At 72.3% G+C, this 17,667-nt stretch carries 15 protein-coding genes and 1 tRNA gene; 3 read left to right on the forward strand and 13 right to left on the reverse strand.

What is annotated here, in order from left to right; translation table 11 throughout:
* Position 1: 1 nt before the first annotated feature.
* From ACIBEC_RS00190 to ACIBEC_RS00245, 12 genes are all read right to left on the reverse strand, one after another.
* Complete coding sequence (locus tag ACIBEC_RS00190) at positions 2-682, reverse strand: 1-hydroxy-2-methyl-2-butenyl 4-diphosphate reductase (protein ID WP_360489760.1); 681 nt, start codon at positions 680-682, stop codon at positions 2-4.
* Positions 679-2,775 carry a squalene--hopene cyclase gene (gene shc, locus ACIBEC_RS00195; protein ID WP_360489762.1) on the reverse strand — a complete coding sequence of 699 codons (2,097 nt, stop codon included), beginning with the start codon at positions 2,773-2,775 and terminating at the stop codon, positions 679-681. Before shc ends, ACIBEC_RS00190 begins: the two co-directional genes overlap by 4 nt.
* 7 nt (positions 2,776-2,782) lie before the next feature.
* Positions 2,783-3,871, reverse strand: coding sequence for a polyprenyl synthetase family protein (locus ACIBEC_RS00200; RefSeq protein ID WP_396287639.1), 1,089 nt, complete (start codon positions 3,869-3,871; stop codon positions 2,783-2,785).
* Positions 3,872-4,065: 194 nt separating this feature from the next.
* Positions 4,066-5,499, reverse strand: coding sequence for a hydroxysqualene dehydroxylase HpnE (gene hpnE / locus ACIBEC_RS00205; RefSeq protein WP_360489764.1), 1,434 nt, complete (start codon positions 5,497-5,499; stop codon positions 4,066-4,068).
* A gap of 127 nt (positions 5,500-5,626) precedes the next feature.
* Entirely contained in the window at positions 5,627-6,484 is an 858-nt protein-coding gene (gene hpnD, locus ACIBEC_RS00210; RefSeq protein ID WP_360490667.1) for a presqualene diphosphate synthase HpnD, read from the reverse strand.
* Between the two features lie 41 nt (positions 6,485-6,525).
* Positions 6,526-7,530 (reverse strand): squalene synthase HpnC, encoded by a 1,005-nt coding sequence (gene hpnC, locus ACIBEC_RS00215; protein ID WP_396287640.1) that lies wholly within the window; start codon positions 7,528-7,530, stop codon positions 6,526-6,528.
* Positions 7,531-7,773: 243 nt separating this feature from the next.
* Positions 7,774-8,583 carry an ABC transporter ATP-binding protein gene (locus ACIBEC_RS00220; protein WP_360489768.1) on the reverse strand — a complete coding sequence of 270 codons (810 nt, stop codon included), beginning with the start codon at positions 8,581-8,583 and terminating at the stop codon, positions 7,774-7,776.
* Positions 8,576-9,517: an ABC transporter permease gene (locus ACIBEC_RS00225; protein ID WP_360489770.1), complete on the reverse strand. Its 942-nt coding sequence runs from the start codon at positions 9,515-9,517 to the stop codon at positions 8,576-8,578. Before ACIBEC_RS00225 ends, ACIBEC_RS00220 begins: the two co-directional genes overlap by 8 nt.
* Positions 9,518-9,658: 141 nt before the next feature.
* The gene (locus ACIBEC_RS00230) at positions 9,659-10,558 is read right to left on the reverse strand and encodes a glycosyltransferase (RefSeq protein WP_360489772.1); all 900 of its coding nucleotides are present in this window, start codon (positions 10,556-10,558) and stop codon (positions 9,659-9,661) included.
* Between the two features lie 73 nt (positions 10,559-10,631).
* Positions 10,632-11,369 carry a CDP-alcohol phosphatidyltransferase family protein gene (locus tag ACIBEC_RS00235; RefSeq protein WP_360490670.1) on the reverse strand — a complete coding sequence of 246 codons (738 nt, stop codon included), beginning with the start codon at positions 11,367-11,369 and terminating at the stop codon, positions 10,632-10,634.
* Positions 11,370-11,460: 91 nt separating this feature from the next.
* The gene (locus ACIBEC_RS00240) at positions 11,461-12,522 is read right to left on the reverse strand and encodes an iron-containing alcohol dehydrogenase family protein (RefSeq protein ID WP_360489774.1); all 1,062 of its coding nucleotides are present in this window, start codon (positions 12,520-12,522) and stop codon (positions 11,461-11,463) included.
* Complete coding sequence (locus tag ACIBEC_RS00245; protein WP_360489776.1) at positions 12,510-13,265, reverse strand: phosphocholine cytidylyltransferase family protein; 756 nt, start codon at positions 13,263-13,265, stop codon at positions 12,510-12,512. The genes ACIBEC_RS00240 and ACIBEC_RS00245 overlap by 13 nt, the downstream gene beginning before the upstream one ends.
* Before the next feature lie 646 nt (positions 13,266-13,911).
* Between ACIBEC_RS00245 and idi the strand changes: the two genes are divergently transcribed.
* The gene (idi, locus tag ACIBEC_RS00250) at positions 13,912-14,559 is read left to right on the forward strand and encodes an isopentenyl-diphosphate Delta-isomerase (protein ID WP_360489778.1); all 648 of its coding nucleotides are present in this window, start codon (positions 13,912-13,914) and stop codon (positions 14,557-14,559) included.
* Between the two features lie 64 nt (positions 14,560-14,623).
* Here idi and ACIBEC_RS00255 read toward each other — a convergent pair whose 3' ends face one another.
* Complete coding sequence (locus ACIBEC_RS00255; RefSeq protein ID WP_360489780.1) at positions 14,624-15,163, reverse strand: ATP-binding protein; 540 nt, start codon at positions 15,161-15,163, stop codon at positions 14,624-14,626.
* 355 nt (positions 15,164-15,518) lie between these two features.
* On the opposite strand from ACIBEC_RS00255, the gene ACIBEC_RS00260 reads away from it, so the two are divergent.
* Positions 15,519-15,603, forward strand: a tRNA-Leu gene (locus ACIBEC_RS00260).
* A 309-nt stretch (positions 15,604-15,912) separates the two neighbouring features.
* The gene (locus tag ACIBEC_RS00265; RefSeq protein ID WP_360489782.1) at positions 15,913-17,571 is read left to right on the forward strand and encodes an APC family permease; all 1,659 of its coding nucleotides are present in this window, start codon (positions 15,913-15,915) and stop codon (positions 17,569-17,571) included.
* Positions 17,572-17,667 lie beyond the last annotated feature (96 nt).

Genomic DNA, 17,667 nt, shown 5'->3' on the forward strand with positions numbered 1-17,667 from the left:
GCTAGCTCGCCTCCTGAGGGAGCGTCGAGGATGTGGGGTGGTTCAGGTCTGCGGAGCGGGGCGCGAGCTCCTGCCGGTACCAGTCGACCAGGGCGGGCACCGTCGCCCGCAGGGTCCGCCAGGCCCGCACCCCGGCCGGGAGGGTGCCGGGCCGCAGCAGTTCGTGCTCGGGGGTGTCGACCACCACGCGCAGGACGGCCGCGGGCAGTGTCGGCCGCACCTCCCGCAGCGCGGCCAGCACGGCGGCGGCCTCCATGTCGACGGCGAGCGCGCCCTGCAGGTGCAGTGCCCGGCGCTCGATACCGCGCACGACGTGGTCGGCGGTGTGGTGCACCCCGGTGTGTACGGTCAGGCCGCGTTCCTTCAGCGCCCGGGTGAGCTCCGGCCCGGAGTCGACCGGGTAGAGGTGGCCCTCGGCGTCGCGCACGCCGTCGGCCGCGACGACGTCGCCGGGCTGCACACCGGGGCCGAGCGCGGCGCCGAAGCCGGCCACCACGACCGCGCCGTAGCCGCCGGGGACGGAGCCGAGCAGCCGTCGCACGGCCATCCCGGCGCGCCGCCGGCCGACCCCGGTGCGGACCAGCACCGGGGCTCCGCCGGCCGCGCCGCGCCAGTCGCCGCCGCGCAGGGCCCAGACCTCGGGGCCCAGTGCGCAGAGCACCAGCAGGGGGGCGGTGGTCACCGCGCCGCCCCGATCGCCGGGGTACCGTTCGCCCGGCCCCCATCGTCCCGACGGATGGTCGGGCTGCCGTGGAGGTAGCGGCCGAGCGCGGTGACCGGGAAGACCAGCCGGTACAGGTGGTAGTTGATGGAGAAGTCCCACGGGAAGCCGGTGCCGGTGAATTGCGGCTCGTCCCAGGTGCCCTCGGGCAGCTGGGTGCGCACCAGCCAGTCCACGCCGCGTTCCACCGCCGGGTTGGTCCGGCCGTCCGGTCCCTCGCCGGCCGCGAGCAGCGCCATCAGCGCCCACGCGGTCTGCGAGGCGGTGGAGTCGCCGCGCCCGGCCCAGCGCGCCGGGTCGTCGTAGGAGCGCATGTCCTCGCCCCAGCCGCCGTCGGCGTTCTGCCGGTCCTCCAGCCAGCGCACCGCCCGGCGGATCGCCGGGTGCTCGTCCGGGACACCGGCCGCGACCAGAGCGGGCAGCACCGAGCCGGTGCCGTAGATGTAGTTGGTGCCCCAGCGGCCGAACCATGAGCCGTCCGCCTCCTGGTTGCGCAGCAGCCACTCGATGCCGCGCCGGGTCCGGGGGTCGCGGGCGCGGCCGGTCTCCGCGAGCATCTCCACCACGTGGGCGGTGACGTCGGCGGACGGCGGGTCGACCACCTCGCCGAAGTCGCAGAACGGCAGCTTGTTGGGCAGCGTGCTGGTGTTGTCGACGTCGAAGGCGCCCCAGGCGCCGTTCTTGGACTGCATACCGAGGTTCCACAGCACGCCCCGGTCCACCGCCGCGTCGACCTTGGCCGGGTCGGGGTGGGCCACCCGGCGCAGCGCCAGGACCACCTCGGCGGTGTCGTCGATGTCGGGGTAGGTGTCGTTCTCGAACTCGAAGGCCCAGCCGCCGGCGGGGAGCCCGGGCCGTTGGACGGCCCAGTCGCCGCGCTTGCGGATCTCCTCGCCGAGCATCCAGTCGACGGCGGAGACCAGCGCGGGGTGGTCGGCCGGCAGCCCGGCGTCGGCCAGCGCGACGGTGGCCAGGCAGGTGTCCCAGACCGGGGACTGGCAGGCCTCCAGCCAGCGCTTGCCGTCCTCGGTGTGCACGGTGAAGCGGTCGAAGGAGGAGAGTCCGGCCTGCATCACCGGGTGTTCCAGCTCGTAGCCCTCGAGGTGCAGGGCGATCAGCGAGTAGACGGCGGGGGGCTGGATGCCGCCCCAGCAGCCGTCGGCTTCCTGCCGTTCGACGATCCAGCGGCAGGCCTGGGCGACGGCCAGGCGGCGCAGCGGGCGGAAGGCCCGGCGGTGGTAGGCGTGCAGTGCCTTGTCGAGGCGCTCGAACAGGCCGTCCCAGGTGGTGGCGGGGGCGAGCGGCCGTTGGGGGTAGGGGTCGGCCGGGTCGGTGTGCAGCTCGGTGAGCTGGAAGGGCGCCGGACGGACGGGCCGGTGGGCGGAGACGACGGTCAGCGGGACGATGGTCTGGCGGGCCCAGCACCCGAAGGCGTAGATGTTCAGCGGGAGCCACTTGGGCAGGAAGATGATCTCGGGCGGCATCTCCGGCAGCCGCTCCCAGGGCCACCAGCCGAACAGCGCGAGCCAGATCCGGGTGAACACCCGGGCGGCCGCGATGCCGCCCGCCGAGCGGACGTACCGGGCGGCGGCCAGCATGTGCGGGGCGTTCGGCTCGTCGCCGGCCAGCCTGAGCGCGACGTAGGCCTCGACGGTGGTGGACAGTTCGGGCGGCCCGCCGTGGAAGGTGGCCCAGGTGCCGTCCTCACGCTGATGGGAGCGGATCCACTCGGCGGTGGCGTTCGTCTGTTCGTCGGTCCGGATCCCGAGGAACTGTCGGAGCAGTAAATCCTCGGCGTCCATGGTGACGTTGGTCTCCAGGTCGCCTTTCCACCAGCCCTCGGAGGACTGCAGCGAGAGCAGGTGGGTGGTGGCGCGGGCCAGGGCCTCCCGCGCGTCGACCGGTCGGAGGTCCGCCTCGTCGGTCGGCCGGAGCTGGTCGGCGTCCTCGGGCTGCCACCGCCCCGCGCCCAGGAGGGCCGGGGGGCGGTCGCCCACCGCGACCGGCTCGGAATCGTACTCAGGGTCGAGCCGGCCGTCCGCGGTTGCTGTCAACGTAACGTCACCTCTCTCGTACCACCACGAATTCGGCGAGTGCGACGAAGTGCTCGCGCACCTCGTCGGACATGGGCACCTCGTCCAGGGCGGAGAGGGCAGTCGTGTGCTGGCGGCGGGCCTCCTCCTGGGTCCAGGCGCGGCCGCCGGCCTCCTCGATCAGCGCGGCCCGGGCGGCGAGCTCGGGCTCGCTCTCCTCTCCCCGCCCCTTCGGGTCGGCCAGCTGCCCGGCGAGCCGGCGCGAGGCCGGGCCGCCCTCGGCCAGGGCTGCGGCGACCGGCAGGGACTTCTTGCGCTGGCGCAGGTCTCCCCAGTGCGGCTTGCCGGTGACCTCGGTGGCGCCCCAGATGCCGAGCAGGTCGTCCACCGCCTGGAAGGCCAGGCCCAGGTGGTGGCCGTAGCGCTGGAGGGAGTCGGAGACCTTGTCGTCGGCCCCGGCCAGGACCGCGCCGATCGCCGAGGCGGCGGCCAGCAGGGCCGCGGTCTTTCCGCCCTCCATCTCCAGGCACTCCGCGACGGTCACGCTGTCGCGCTGTTCGAAGGCGACGTCCATGGCCTGGCCGTCGATCAGCCGGCGGGTCGCCGTGGTGAGCAGCCGGACGGCGCGCGCGGCGTCGGTGGGGCTCGCGCCGCCGGTCACCGCGGCGTCGAGCAGCACCTCCGTGCCGAGCGTCGCCAGGGCGTCGCCGACCAGGATCGCCTGGGCCGGCCCGAAGACCGTCCAGGCGGTGGCCCGGTGCCGCCGGGTCTCGTCACCGTCCATCAGATCATCATGGAGCAGGGAGAAGTTGTGCACCAGTTCAACGGCCACCCCACCGGGCACCCCCACCTCGGCCGCCGCACCGGTGGCCTGGGCGGACAGCAGTGCCAGCGCCGGGCGTACGGCCTTGCCGCCGTCCCCCGAGACCGGCGTGCCGTCCCGGTCGATCCAGCCGAAGTGGTAGGCCCCGACGGTGTCCATCGGTGCGGCCAAACGGGCGACGGCGGCCCGTAGCGGCGGGGTGCAGAGCGTACGGCTGCGGGCGAGCAGCTCCGGCACCGAGACCGGTTCGGCGTGCGCCGTACCTCCGACGGCGAAGCCGGTGCGTGACTCCACGTGCGTTCCCTCTCCCTGGTGGTGCCGGACCGCACGGGGCGGCCGGGTGCTGTCGGTGCGGCTGGTGTCGATTCGGGTGGTGCCGGTGCCAAGGGCGTCGGTCCGGCCGGTCCGGCCGGTCCCGCTGATTCCGCCGACGCGCTCGACGGTACGCCCGTCGGCTCTCGCGGGCTCTCCGGCGGCGGGGCCCGCCGTCACCTGGGCCACCTCCCGTCGCCGCGGTCCACCGGCACCCGGGCGCCGGTCGCGGCGAGCGCGGCGTCGGCGGCGGCGTGGCCGCTGCGCACGGCGCCCTCCATGGTCGCGGGCCAGCCGGTGGCCGTCCACGAGCCGGCCAGCAGCAGGCCGGGGACCTCGGTGCGGGCCGACGGGCGCAGCGCCCCGCGGCCCGGGGCCGGGTCGAAGGTCGCGGTGCGCTCGCGGGTGACGAAGAAGTCGAGCACCTCGGCCCCGGCCGCGGCCGGCAGCAGCCGTTCCAGCTCGGGCAGGTAGCGGCGGCGCAGCTCGGCGACCGGCAGGTCGATCTCGTCCTGCGCGGCGGACTGCGAGAGCGCCAGGTACTGGGCGCCCGGGTGGGCCCGGCCCAGCTCGGTGGCGGCCAGGCCGGAGTGCGCGGTGCGGTCGAAGACCCACTGGACCGGGGAGCCGAGGGCGGCGAAGAACGGCCGACGCAGCAGCTTGCGGTCGTAGATCACGTGCACGTTGAGGATCGGCGCGGTGCCGAACCCGGCCAGCCGTTCCTGCTCCGGGATGGCGTTCGGCGGCAGTAGGGCGGCCGCGCTGTCCTGGGCGCCGGCCAGCACGACAGTGTCGGCGGTGAGCAGTTCCCCGCCCTCCAGGAGGACGGCGTGCTGCGGCGCGGCCGGCTTGAGTTCCGCCACCCGCGTGCGCAGCAACACCTTCACACCGGCGTGTTCCAGCTCGGCGAGCGCCCGGTCGTGGTGGATCGCGCCGAGCGGGGCGGCGGCGATGCCGATGTCGGCGGCGCCCGGGTCGGAGAGCAGGCCGGTCTGGAACACCTTCGCCGCGAGCGCCATCGACACCTGGTCGGCCCGCCCGTTCAGGGTGGCGACGCCGACCAGGTCCCACAGGGCGGCCTGGGTGGCGGCGTTCTGCCCGTTGCGGCGCAGCCACTCGCCGAAGGAAATCCGGTCCAGCGCCGGGTCGTCGAGGTCCAGGCCCTTCAGGGCGAGCGCGCCGCGGACCACCCGGGCGCGGTCGACCGGGGACAGGTGCGGGTAGCGGGCGAGGCTGGCGGCCAGGTGCAGGGGGACGGGCAGGCCGGCCCGCTGCAGCCGGCCGAGGGTGCGCACCGGTGCCGCGTCGGGGCCGGTGACGGAGAGCACCGGGACGTCGAGGCGGTCCTGCAGGTGGACCAGGCGGGTGGCGCCGAGCCGCTCCAGCAGGCCGCGGTAGGCGGTGCAGCAGCGCAGGTAGACGTGCTGGCCGTTGTCGACGGTCAGCTCGCCGCGTCGGAAGGAGAACGCCAGGCCGCCGAGCCGGGGCCGCCCCTCGGCGAGGGCGACCCGGTGGCCCGCCTCGGCCAGGCGCAGGGCGGCGGTGATTCCGGCCAGGCCGCCGCCGACCACGACGGCGGCCGGGCGCGCGGCATCGGCTCGCCCGGTCATCGGCCCTCCCCCTCGCAGTTGCTGGACCGCCGGCAGGCGGTCGCTGAAGCCGGTCCTCGTTCGGTCAACACGGAACTGCCCGCACGTGATTCCCCGCTGACACAGCGTGACAGAACTGTCGCGAGAATCAAGAACGCCCCCCGGCGAGCCCGGAAAGCGCCACGTACGCCTTCTCCCAGCCCGGCAGCGAGACCCGGCCGCGCAGGACCGACTCGGGGTCGGCGGCGATCCGGCCGAGCAGCCGGTGGTAGATCCCGGCCATCGCGGCGGTGCAGGCGCGGCTGCGGCGGTCGAGCATCGGCAGCAGCCGCAGGCCCTCCTCGAAGGCGGCCTGGGCGCGGGCGGCCTCGAAGGCCACCAGGCCGGTGAAGTCCGCGCCGACCGGCGGCTTGGGCAGCGCGAAGCCCTGCTCGCAGCCGAACCGGACGAGGTCCTCGGTGGGCAGGTAGGTGCGGCCGTTCAGGGCGTCCTCGCGCAGGTCGCGCAGGATGTTGGTGAGCTGCAGCGCCAGGCCCAGGGTGTCCGCGTACCGCGCCCCGAGCTCGGGGTCGTCGCAGCCGTAGACGCCCAGGGAGAGCCGGCCGATCGCGCCGGCCACGCAGCGGCAGTAGACCTTCAGCTCCTCGTACGTCTGGTACTCGGCGCCCTTGAGGTCCATCTCGACGCCGTCGATCAGCTCGTCGAAGCCGCCGAGCGGGATCGGGAAGCGCCGGGCCGTGTCGGCCAGGGCGACCTTGATCGGGTCGGTGTCGTCCTCGGCGACCACTCCGGAGCGGACCTCGTCCACCAGTTCCCGGGTGCGCAGCAGCGCCTCGGCCTTGCGGTCGGCCGGAAGGTCGCCGTCGCCGATGTCGTCCACCCGGCGGGCCAGGGCGTACAGGGCCGACATGGCCAGCCGCTTGGGTTCGGGCAGCAGGCGGATGCCGTAGCTGAAGTTGCGCGCCTGCAGCCCGGTGACTGCCTCGCAGTACCGGTATGCCGCCATGACCTGGGCCGACGCCAGTGGTGATGCCGCCACTCGGGCGTTCACCTTCCCTTCGCGAAGATGGCCGCCGCCTTCGCTGCGAGGCGGCGCTTGTCCGGCTTCGCCTGCCGGGCGAGCACGTCGTACCCGGCGTCCTCGACGGCAGCCAGGGCCGCGTACCCGCCGGCGGTGAATCCCGCCAGGAGCAGTCGAAGCCTCCCCCGAACCGTACCTACCAATGGTGCGCCGCGATCGAGCAGGGTGCGGGCCCGTTCCGCTTCGAAGGCGATCAGCTCCCGCACCGCGCCGTCGGCGGAGGGGGCGGCGAGGTCGGCCTCGGTCACGCCGAAGCGCTCCAGGTCCTCGGTGGGGAGGTAGATCCGGCCGTGGCGCAGGTCCTCGGCGACGTCCTGCAGGTGTTCGACCACCTGGAGGCCACTGCAGATGGCGTCGGAGAGCTCGATCCGCTCGGGCGTGGAGACGCCCGCGATGGCCAGGACGAGGCGGCCGATCGGGTCGGCGGAGAGCGTGCAGTAGCCGATCAGGTCGTCGTACGTGGCGTAGCGGGCGGTGGACTGGTCCACCCGGTTGGCCTCGATCAGACGGCGGAACGGCTCGGGCGTCAGGCCGTGCCGGTCGACCAGCGGAACCAGGGCCCGCATCAGCGGGTGGCGCGGGCGGTCGGCGCCGGATCCGGCGGAGCCGCCCGGGTGCAGCGCGGTCTCGAAGACCCGGTCGAGGTCGTGCTCCAGCCCGTCGAGCAGCGCGAGCCGGAAGGCGACCTCCTGCGGAGTCGGCGGGCCGGACTGGTCCGACGGGGTGGCCGGGGGCGCCTGCTCGACGCCGAGCAGCCGGGCGGTGGCGGCCGGGTCGGCCAGGTCGCCGTCGCCGGAGTCGTCGACGAGGCGGGCGAAGCCGTACACCGCCATCAGGTCGTCGCGCCAGGCGGCGGGCAGGAAGAACGGGGCGACCGGGAAGTTCTCCGCACCCGCCTTGTCCAGGGTCTGACCCGCGGAACGGTTCACCGGCGTATCACTGGGCTGGGCCGAAGCCGACACTGCTGTCACTCCCCCGTTCTACACCGCTGGGTACGACCGGTCCGACTCGGACACGCGTCCGAGCGCGGGCGTCACGTCCGGCACACCGCCCCCGCGCCCACCAGCCTGACACCCCGGGGCGCGCCGGTGAAGACCGCCCCGCCCGCCCGGCGGGGTGCTCACCCCTGCGGGGGCGGCCACCTGGGGTAACGGCGGGGGCACGCCGAAGGGCCGGTCCCGGATGTCCCGGAACCGGCCCTGGAGGCGGGGGTGCTACGGGCGCTCGCCGCGCTCGTAGCGGCCGACGACCTCGTCGGTCGGCCCGTCCATGACCAGCTCGCCGGCCTCGATCCAGATGGTCCGCTCGCAGACCTCGCGGATCGAGTTGTTGTCGTGGCTGACGAGGAAGACCGTACCGGCGGACCCGCGCAGCTCGTCGATGCGCCGCTTGCTGCGCTGCTGGAAGGCCTGGTCACCGGTGGCCAGGGCCTCGTCGATCAGCAGCACGTCGTGGGTCTTCGCGGCGGCGATCGAGAAGCGCAGGCGGGCACCCATGCCGGAGGAGTAGGTGCGCATCGGCAGGGAGATGAAGTCGCCCTTGTCGTTGATGCCGGAGAACTCGACGATGTCCTGGTAGCGCTCCCGCACGTCGGCCGGGGACATCCCCATCGCCAGGCAGCCCAGGACGACGTTGCGCTCGCCGCTGAGCTCGTTCATCAGCGCGGCGTTGACGCCCAGCAGCGAGGGCTGGCCGTTGGTGTAGATGCCGCCCTTCTCCGTCGGCAGCAGGCCCGCGATGGCGGAGAGCATGGTCGACTTGCCGGAGCCGTTGGAGCCGATCAGGCCGATCGCCTCGCCCTTGTACGCGGTGAAGCTGATGCCCTTCACCGCGTGCACCTCTCGCACGCCGGCCCCGCGCTTGCGGCTGAGGATGCGGCTCAACGCCGAGGTGGCACTGCCCTTGCCGGAGCCGGCGCCGTGCACCCGGTAGACGATGTGCACGTCGTCGACGACGACGGTGGGCTCGCGGGCCACGTCCGTGTCCCGGACGAAGTCGTTCTTGTTCAGGTCGACGTCAGCCACGGCCGTACTCCTCCTCGGCCTTCCAGAAGAAGACGTATCCGATGACGAACAGCCCAACGCCCCAGGCGAGCCCGTACACCCACTGGTGCGGCGGCAGGGACTGGTACACGGACTGGTGCTTGTTGTAGATGACCGGCGCGAAGGCGTGCCGCAGCAGGTCCATGTAGACCGAGGCCGGGTTCACGTTGCAGATCACCTGGATGTAGTGCGGCCACTTGTGGACCCGGTCCTGGATGCTGAACATCACGCCGGACAGGAACATCCAGGCCCGCATCACGAACGGGATCAGCTGGGAGATGTCACTGGTCTTGGCGCCGATCCGGGCCATGATCAGGGAGATGCCGGTGTTGAACATCGTCTGCAGGATCAGCGCCGGGATGATCAGCAGCCAGGTCCTGCCCGGGGCGATGCCGCTGGCCAGGACGGTCACGACCAGCACGACCATCGAGATCATCAGCTGCTGGAGCTGGATCACGGTGAAGGCGATCGGCAGGCTGGCGCGGGGGAAGTGCAGGGCCCGGATCAGGCCGAGGTTGTCGGAGATCGCCCGGGTGCCGGACTGCACTGCGTTCTGGGTGAACTGGAACACGAAGACGCCGATGCAGAGCCAGGCGATGTACGTGTCCGGCGGGAAGCCGTCCTTGCTCGACAGGATCACGCCGAAGACCAGGTAGAAGACCGCGCAGTTGAGCAGCGGGGTCACGACCTGCCACAGCTGGCCGAGCTTGGCGTCGGTGTACTGGGCCACCAGTCGGGCGGTGGCGAAGGCCCAGATGAAGTGGCGCCGGGCCCAGAGCTGCTTGGTGTAGGCGAACAGACCCGGCCGGGCGCCGCTCACCGACAGACCGTACTTGTCCGCAAGCTGCTTCGCGGTCAGGCCCGCGTCCACCCCCCTGGGGGTCGAGAGGCTGACGGGTTCACTCACTGTCGACACATTCGTCCTTCACGCGGGATCGGTCGGGGCGGCCGGTCGACGGGGGGTCCGCCGGCCGTGCGCCGATGGGGATCCACTGGGATCTCGGGGGAGCCGGCCGGTGTGTGGTCACCGGCCGCAGCAATCGATCATTTGATCAGATCAGATGATCGGAGGTCGGCCCAGCCTGGTCAGTTGCCAAACGGTACGCCATCGCATGGGCCGTCGCGGACCGCAGGATTCGCGCCAGCCCGCCCGGAATCCGCCCCACCAGGCCTTCAGCGCCTCGGGGGAGGGGCGGCGGGCCAGGGTGAGCAGAAGCCAGGTTCCCAGATAGAGAGGCACCAACAGGGCCGGAAGGTTCCGCCTCGCGAGCCAAACCCGGTTGCGAGCCACGTTGTGGAAGTAGGTGGCGTGCCGGGCGGGGGAGGTCGTGGGGTGGTGCAGCACCACGTCCGCCCGGTAGTCGATGCCCCAGCCCGCGTCCACCGCACGCCACGCGAGGTCGGTCTCCTCGTGGGCGTAGAAGAACTCGGCGGGCAGCTGGCCGGCCTCTTCGAACACCTTGCAGCGCACGGCGCTCGCGCCGCCCAGGAAGGTGGTCACCCGGGACGAGCGCAGCGGGTCGCTGGCACGCAGCCGGGGGACGTGCCGGCGCTGGGTGACACCGGTGTCCGGGTCGGCGATCCGGAAGGACACGATGCCCAGCTCCGGGTCGGCGGTGAAGGCCTCGCGCAGCAGACGGGCGGAGTCGGTGCGCGGCAGGCAGCCGTCGTCGTCCAGGAAGAGGACGGCGTCCACGTCCGCGCCGTCCCGGCCGAACAGCTCGATGCCGACATTGCGGCCGCCCGGGATGCCGAGGTTCTCCGGCAGCTCGACGGTGCGCACGCCCTCCGGCAGCGGGGGCAGCGGGGCGCCGTTGACCACCACGGCCAGCTCGACCGCGGGGCCCTCCTGGGCGCGGACGGACTCGATCAGGGCGTTGAGCTCGGCGGGCCGGTTGCCCATGGTGATGATCACGGCGCCGAGGCGGAAGCTCTCCGCGTTGGTCACGGCGTTCATGCACCCACCTCGCTGCGCTCGGCAGGGGCATGCGCCCACGCGCACCTGTCGATCATTCGCTCGCTCCGCTCGCTCATCGGAGCCTGCTCGAGAGGACGATGCTCAGCAGGTGCAGCACGGTCTGCAGCATGGCGATCGCCGCCAGGACGACCACCGCGAGCCGGGTGAAGAAGAGCCCGCCGTGCACGGTGTCGGCGATCCCGGCGGCCAGGATGAACAGCGAGGCCTCGACCGCGCCGACCAGGCGGTGGAACTTCAGGAGCGAGGCCGCCCGGCGGGCCTTGGCGACGGTGGCCGAGCGCGGCACCGAGGCGCTGTCCTCGACGGCCGTCAGACCGGTGCGGGCCCGGGCCACGTCCACCAGGTCCGTCTCGGACTTGATCAGGATCGCGCCGAGCGCGGCCAGCGTGCCGAGGAAGGCCCACTCCCAGTGCGAGCCGCCGCCCTCGCGGTGCAGCAGGTCGGTGGCGCGCAGGCCGAGGCCGGTCAGCAGGGCCGCCTCGGACATGTAGTGGCCGACCCGGTCCAGGTAGACGCCGGTGAGCGAGGTCTGCCGGCGCCAGCGGGCCACCTCGCCGTCCACGCAGTCCAGCAGCAGGTAGACCTGGATCAGCAGGGCGCCCAGGACCGCGCCCGCGATGCCCGGCACGACCAGCGCGGCGCCGGCCAGGATGCCGGTGCACATCATCAGGTACGTCAGGCCGTTGGGCGTGATCGCCGTCATGGTGGAGAGCACGCGGGTGATCCGCAGCGAGATCCTCCGCATGTACAGACGCCCGGCCCAGTGCTCGGCGCTGCGGCGCTGGAGCATGCCCTCCGGGTGGATCACCGCGCGCAGCTCCTCGATCGAGGGCCGGCGGGTCAGGTCCACCGGGGGCCGTTCGGCGCCCGCGGTGGAGGGGTCAGCTGTTGAGGGCTTGGACATAGTCGGCGTACGCGTCCCTGATAGCGGAAGGGGAGAGGTCGAGGTGCTCAAGGATGGTGAAGCGTCCCGGGCGGGTGTTCGGAGCGTAGTGCACCGCTTCGGTGAACTCCGCTTCGGTAAAGCCGATCTGAGCGGCGGTCACCGGCAGCCCGTGGCTCGCCAGGCGCTCCACGATCAGACCGGTCAGCTCGCGCTCGCCCCGCAGGAAGCTGGCGAACGCGGCACCGAGGCCGACCTGTTCGCCGTGCTGGGCGGACCGCTTGGGATACAGCACGTCCAGGGCATGCGAGATCTCGTGGCAGGCGCCTGACGAAGGCCGGGTGCTGCCAGCGATGTTCATCGCGATGCCGGACAGTACCAGGGCTTCCGCGAGGGCTGTCAGGAGGTCCTGATCCTGAGTGTTTCCTGGGTGCCGCAGCAGGTTCTCGCCCGCCGAGCGGGCCATCGCGACGGCCAGCCCGTCCACCGGCTCGCCGGTGACCGCGTGCGACAACTCCCAGTCCGCGCAGGCCGAGATGTTGGAGACGACGTCGCCGATGCCGGCCGCGACGAAGCGCTGCGGGGCCTCCCGGATCACGTCCAGGTCGACGATGATGCCGATCGGGCTGGGCACCCCGTAGGAGCCCCGGCCGGCGTCGTTGTCGAGGGTGGAGACCGGCGAGCAGATGCCGTCGTGGGCCAGGTTGGTGGCGACCGCGACCAACGGCAGGCCGACCCGGGCGGCGGCGTACTTGGCGGCGTCGATGATCTTGCCCCCGCCGAGGCCGACGATCGCGTCGTAGTGCCCGCCGCGCATCGCCTCGGCCAGCCGCACCGCGCTGTCCAGGCTGCCGTCGTCCACGTTGTACCAGTCGGCGCCCGGCAGGGCCGGCTCCAGGCGACGGCGCATGGCCGCGCCGGAGCCGTTGCTGATCGCCACCGCGATCCGGCCCGAGGCCGACAGCCGCTGGTCCGCGAGGATCCCGCCGAGCGCGTCCAGCGCGCCCGAGCGGATCTCCACGAACAGCGGCGACGGGACCAGTCGGGTCAGTACTGGCACGCGATCTCCCGCGCCTTCGCCAGGTCGTCGTGGTTGTCGACCTCGACCCAGGAGACCTCGCCGATCGGCTGCACGTCGATCCGCAGGCCGCGGTCGACCATCTCCTGGTAGCCGTCCTCGTAGTACAGCTGCGGGTCGCGCTCGTAGGTGACGCGCAGCGCGTCGGTCAGGTCGGCGGCGGCGGATGGGTTGATCACCGTGACGCCGATGTACTCGCCGCTCGCCTCGGCCGGGTCCATCAGCTTGGTGATGCGGCGCATGCCGGCGGCCGGGTCGACGACGACCTTCATCTCCTCGTCGGCGAGCTTCTTCACCGTGTCGAGGGCGAGCAGGATGCCGGGGGCGGTGCCGGCGTCGAGGAGACGCTGGTTGCCCTCCAGCATGGTGCGCTGGACGGAGGCCGGGTGGACGGTGTCGCCGTTGGCCAGCAGCAGACCCTCGCCGAACAGGTCGCGGGCGCACCAGAGCGAGTACGCGTTGTTCCACTCCTCGGCCTTGTCGTTCTCGACCAGGTGGAGCTTGACGCCGTACTTGCTCTCCAGGGCGTCCTTGCGGTCGTACACCGCCTCCTTGCGGTAGCCGACGACGATCGCGGCCTCGCACAGTCCGACCTCGGCGAAGTTGCCGAGGGTGAGGTCCAGGACGGTCCGCTCCCCGTCGACCGGCACCAGCGCCTTGGGCAGGGTGTCGGTGTACGGGCGCAGCCGGCGGCCGGCGCCGGCTGCCAGAACGAGGCCGATCATGCGGGGTCTCCTGATCCGTCGTGCTGTGCGCGCGGGCCGTGCCGAGGGGCGGCGGCGCTGCTTCGCCGGACGGGGTGCGACCGGGCCGGGCAGCGGCGCGCCGGTGCCGGCACAGATCCGGGCACCGTGTCGTATGTGATGGTAGGCGACTTGGACGACCGGCCCGAACGCGCCCGGAGACGGGACGGTGACGGAGGGGTGACCAGGCGGTGGCGGCGGCGTTCGTGCGGGCGGTCGTGCGCGGGTGTCCGCGTACGGGTCTCGCGTGCGGGTCGCGTACGGGTCACGTGCGGGTTTCGCGTACGGGTGGGGCGGGTGTCCGCGCCGGGCCGCTTCCGGAGTCCTCCGGAGGGCTCCGGACCGCGCCGGGCCGCGCCAGGCCGGTCGAACGACCACCGAACGTGCGTCGAACGATTCTGCGACGATCGTGACTCTTACGAGGGCTTCTCCGACCCCTCTCTGCCCGGATTCCGACTCCTCCGTGTCATGATCCGCCCGGTTGTGCGTGGGACCCCTACCCGGCGCCACCCATACGGCAGACTGGAGCCCGACGCCGGCGCCGGTGCCCCCGCTGCGTCCACCGCGCCACCCGGTGCGCCGGACGCACCCGATGCTCCCGTTGCTCCCGCTCCCGGAAAGAGGCCCCATGCCCCAGAGTCTGCCGACCGACCCGACCCACTTCGCCGCCGACATCGACACCGGTCTCGACGTGGAGACCGACGTGTCGGCCGACCCGCGGACCGCCTCGGCCGCCGGTACCGAGATCCTGCTGGAACTGGTCGACGACGAGGGCGTCACGATCGGCACCGCCGAGAAGCTCTGGGCCCACCAGCAGCCGGGTCGGCTGCACCGCGCCTTCTCGGTGTTCCTCTTCGACCGCCAGGGCCGCCTGCTGCTCCAGCGCCGGGCCCTCGGCAAGTACCACTCCCCCGGCGTCTGGTCGAACACCTGCTGCGGCCACCCCTACCCGGACGAACCGCCGTTCGTCGCCGCCGCCCGGCGCACCGCGGAGGAGCTGGGCGTCGCCCCGGCGCTGCTCTGCGAGGCCGGCACCGTCCGCTACGACCTGCCGGACGAGGCGTCCGGGCTGATCGAGCGGGAGTGGAACCACCTCTTCGTGGGACTGGTCACCGCCGCGGTCGAGCCGAACCCGGACGAGGTCGACGACTTCGCCTTCGTGACCGCGCAGGAGCTGCGGGAGCTGCGGGCCGAGCGGCCGTTCTCGGTCTGGTTCGAGACGGTCTTCGAGGCGGCGCTGCCGGGGATCCGGGAGATCGCCGGGCGGGACTGGTAGGCGGTCGGTCCCGGTGCGGGGCCGGCGGCCGGTCCGGGTGCGTCGCTCGTCTACGGCGGACCGGTCAGCGCTCGGGCTCCGGGGGGACGGGCAGTGAGGCCCAGATGACCTTTCCGCCCTCCCCGGTCCGCTCGACGTCGCACACCCCGCCGGCCTGCAACGTGACGCTCTTCACCAGCAGCAGGCCGCGCCCGCCGGTACGTCCGGTGTCGTTCTCCAGCGCCTTGGGCCGGTACGGGTCGCCGTCCTCGACCGACACCCGCACCCATCCCCCGCGCACCGACAGCTCGGTGATCACCTCGGGCGAGAGCTCGGCCGCGTGTGTCACCGCGTTGCTCACCAGCTCCGAGACGATCAGCAGCAGGTCGTCCACCAGCTCCTGGTAGCGCACCCCGGCCATGCCCTGGGCCAACAGGCGGTCGCGCACCGCGTGCCTGGTGAGCGGCACCGAAGCCTCGGCGGCGGGCACCGGGAAGCGCCACAGGCCCTCGGCGGGGCCGTTCCCCGGACTGCCGCGTCTCGGTTCGGCCTCCGCCGTCCCGCTGATCTGCTCCACGTCCAGCCGCCCTTCGTCCGCGACCCGGGAATCAGGCGATCCGCTCATGGCGCCCTCGGTCCACAGAGGCTAGGAGAGCGGTCCCGGCGACTGTGGCACCGTCGACAACTTGCCCGTGTCGGATCGCTTCCGACCGGAACCGATCGCTGGCGCCACCGGAGTCGACCGGTTCCTTCGCGGTCGCCATCGCTTCGGGCGGGGTTCGAGCGTGTTCGCCAGCTGTACCAACCTGTGCGGCGGGCCTCCCGGGGCACCCCGGGGCCCTCCGGGCAGGTCTCCGGGCCCCTCGGCGTCCCTCGGGGTCCGGAGCCGAGGAAGCGCAGGTGAGAAGCACTCCAGAACCCTGGTAATGTTCTCTCTGTCGCCGAGGGGACGAGAGAAAAACCCCCGAAGCACACACCCTGTCCGGGTGGCGGAATGGCAGACGCGCTAGCTTGAGGTGCTAGTGCCCTTTATCGGGCGTGGGGGTTCAAGTCCCCCCTCGGACACAGTTGAATTCCCCGTGGGATCCGAAAGGAACCCGCGGGGAATTTTCTTTTTCCCGTCCGAGTTCCCGTCCGACTTTCGGCCGCTTCCCGACCGCAGCCTCCCGTGGCGGTGTGGCGTCGGCCTCTCCGCAGGTGCTCGCCGGTCCGGAAACCGGACACGAGATGGCAACGATCGAACGGTTTGAGCTTCCTCTGAGGTATTCGCCCGTTTTTGGACCATAAGCTGCTGTGCGTTTGTCCGGAATACGGACTCAAAACCGCAAAAACACCGACACCACCCCATGAACCCCGAGCGAAAGGACCGATACGTTGAGTGAGCCCGAATCCTCGACGGCATCACACCAGAACTACCGCCGATCGCTCGGCACCATCAGCCTGACCGCGGTCGGGCTGGGGTCGATCATCGGATCCGGGTGGTTGTTCGGTGCCGAGCGGGCCGCCAGGCTCGCCGGGCCGGCCTCGATCCTCGCCTGGGTGATCGGCGCCGCGGTGGCGCTGACCATCGCCCTCACCTACAGCGAGCTGGGCTCGATGTTCCCCAAGGCCGGCGGCATGGTCCGGTACGGCCAGTACTCGCACGGCTCGCTGGCCGGGTACCTGGCCGCCTGGGCCAACTGGATCGCCATCGTCTCGGTCATCCCGGGCGAGGCCACCGCCTCCGTCCAGTACATGAGCTCCTGGCACTTCGGCTGGGCGAAGGGGCTCTTCGACGGCCAGGAACTGACCCTCAGCGGTGTGGCCCTGGCCAGCGTGCTGCTGGTCGTCTACTTCATCCTGAACTGGTTCGCGATCACGCTGTTCGCCAAGACCAACACGGCGATCACCGTCTTCAAGGTCATCGTGCCGACGCTGACCGCCGGCGCGCTGCTCCTCGCGCACTTCGACACCGCGCACTTCACCGACCACGGCGGCTTCGCGCCGAACGGCTGGAGCGCGGTGTTCACCGCCGTCGCGGTCTCCGGCATCGTCTGGGCCTTCAACGGCTTCCAGTCGCCGCTCAACCTGGCCGGCGAGGCCCGCAACCCCGGCAAGTCGCTGCCGAAGGCCGTCATCGGCTCGATCCTGATCGCCCTGGTGATCTACGTCGCGCTGCAGATCGCCTTCCTCGGCGCCATCCCGAGCGGCGACCTCTCCAAGGGCTGGAGCGGCCTCGGCTACACCTCGCCGCTGGCCGACCTCGCGATCGCCTGGGGCATCAACTGGCTCGCGATCCTGCTCTACGCGGACGCCTTCATCTCGCCGTCCGGTACCGGCATGATCTACGCCGCCACCACCTCGCGCATGATCCACGGCGTGCAGGAGAACGGCCACCTGCCGAAGATCTTCGGCAAGGTCGACGCCAAGACCGGCATCCCGCGCCCGGCGCTGCTGCTCAACCTGGTGGTCGCCTTCCTGTTCCTCGCGGTCTTCCGCGGCTGGGGCTCGCTGGCCGAGATCGTCTCCGTGGCCACCGTGATCTCGTACATCACCGGCCCGGTCGCCGTGATGGCACTGCGCCGCCTCGCCCCCGACCTGCCGCGCCCCGTCCGGCTGCGCGCAATGCCGGTCATCGCCCCGGTCGCGATGGTCTTCGGCTCGCTGGTGCTGTACTGGGCCCGCTGGCCGCTCACCGGCAAGGTCATCCTGCTGATGGCCGCCGGTCTGCCGATCTGGGCCTGGTACGAGCTGCGCAAGCCGTTCGCCGAGCTGAAGCCGCACCTCGCGGCGGGCGCCTGGATGGTCGCCTACCTGTTCGTGATGGCCGGTGTCTCGTGGGCCGGCAGCAGCGACTTCGGCGGGCACGGCTACCTGCCGGAGGGCTGGGACCTGCTGATCGTGGCCGCGATCGGGCTCGCCTTCTACTACTGGGGCGTCGCCAGCGCCTGGGCCAACCCCTCGCTGGCCGCTGTCCGGCAGGAGATGGCGGAGGCGGAGCTCGCCGAGGACGCTTCGGCTCCCGCCGAGGCGGGCGAGCCTTCGCGGGTCTGAGCCGCTGAGTCTCCGAATCGGGTGACATGTCGAAGGGCCGGTCGGGTACCGGCCCTTCGGCGTTCCCGCAGGACTTGCCCGGCTTCAGGACTTGCC

It is taken from the genome of Kitasatospora sp. NPDC051164 (assembly GCF_044455625.1).
In the GTDB taxonomy this organism is placed as follows: domain Bacteria; phylum Actinomycetota; class Actinomycetes; order Streptomycetales; family Streptomycetaceae; genus Kitasatospora.

Coding starts and splice junctions, on each gene's coding strand:
- hpnE (WP_360489764.1), bottom strand. CDS start 5,499: ATGACCGGGCGAGCCGATGCCGCGCGCCCGGCCGCCGTCGTGGTCGGC.
- ACIBEC_RS00255 (WP_360489780.1), bottom strand. CDS start 15,163: ATGAGCGGATCGCCTGATTCCCGGGTCGCGGACGAAGGGCGGCTGGAC.
- ACIBEC_RS00245 (WP_360489776.1), bottom strand. CDS start 13,265: ATGATCGGCCTCGTTCTGGCAGCCGGCGCCGGCCGCCGGCTGCGCCCG.
- idi (WP_360489778.1), top strand. CDS start 13,912: ATGCCCCAGAGTCTGCCGACCGACCCGACCCACTTCGCCGCCGACATC.
- ACIBEC_RS00230 (WP_360489772.1), bottom strand. CDS start 10,558: ATGAACGCCGTGACCAACGCGGAGAGCTTCCGCCTCGGCGCCGTGATC.
- hpnD (WP_360490667.1), bottom strand. CDS start 6,484: ATGGCGGCATACCGGTACTGCGAGGCAGTCACCGGGCTGCAGGCGCGC.
- ACIBEC_RS00235 (WP_360490670.1), bottom strand. CDS start 11,369: ATGCTCCAGCGCCGCAGCGCCGAGCACTGGGCCGGGCGTCTGTACATG.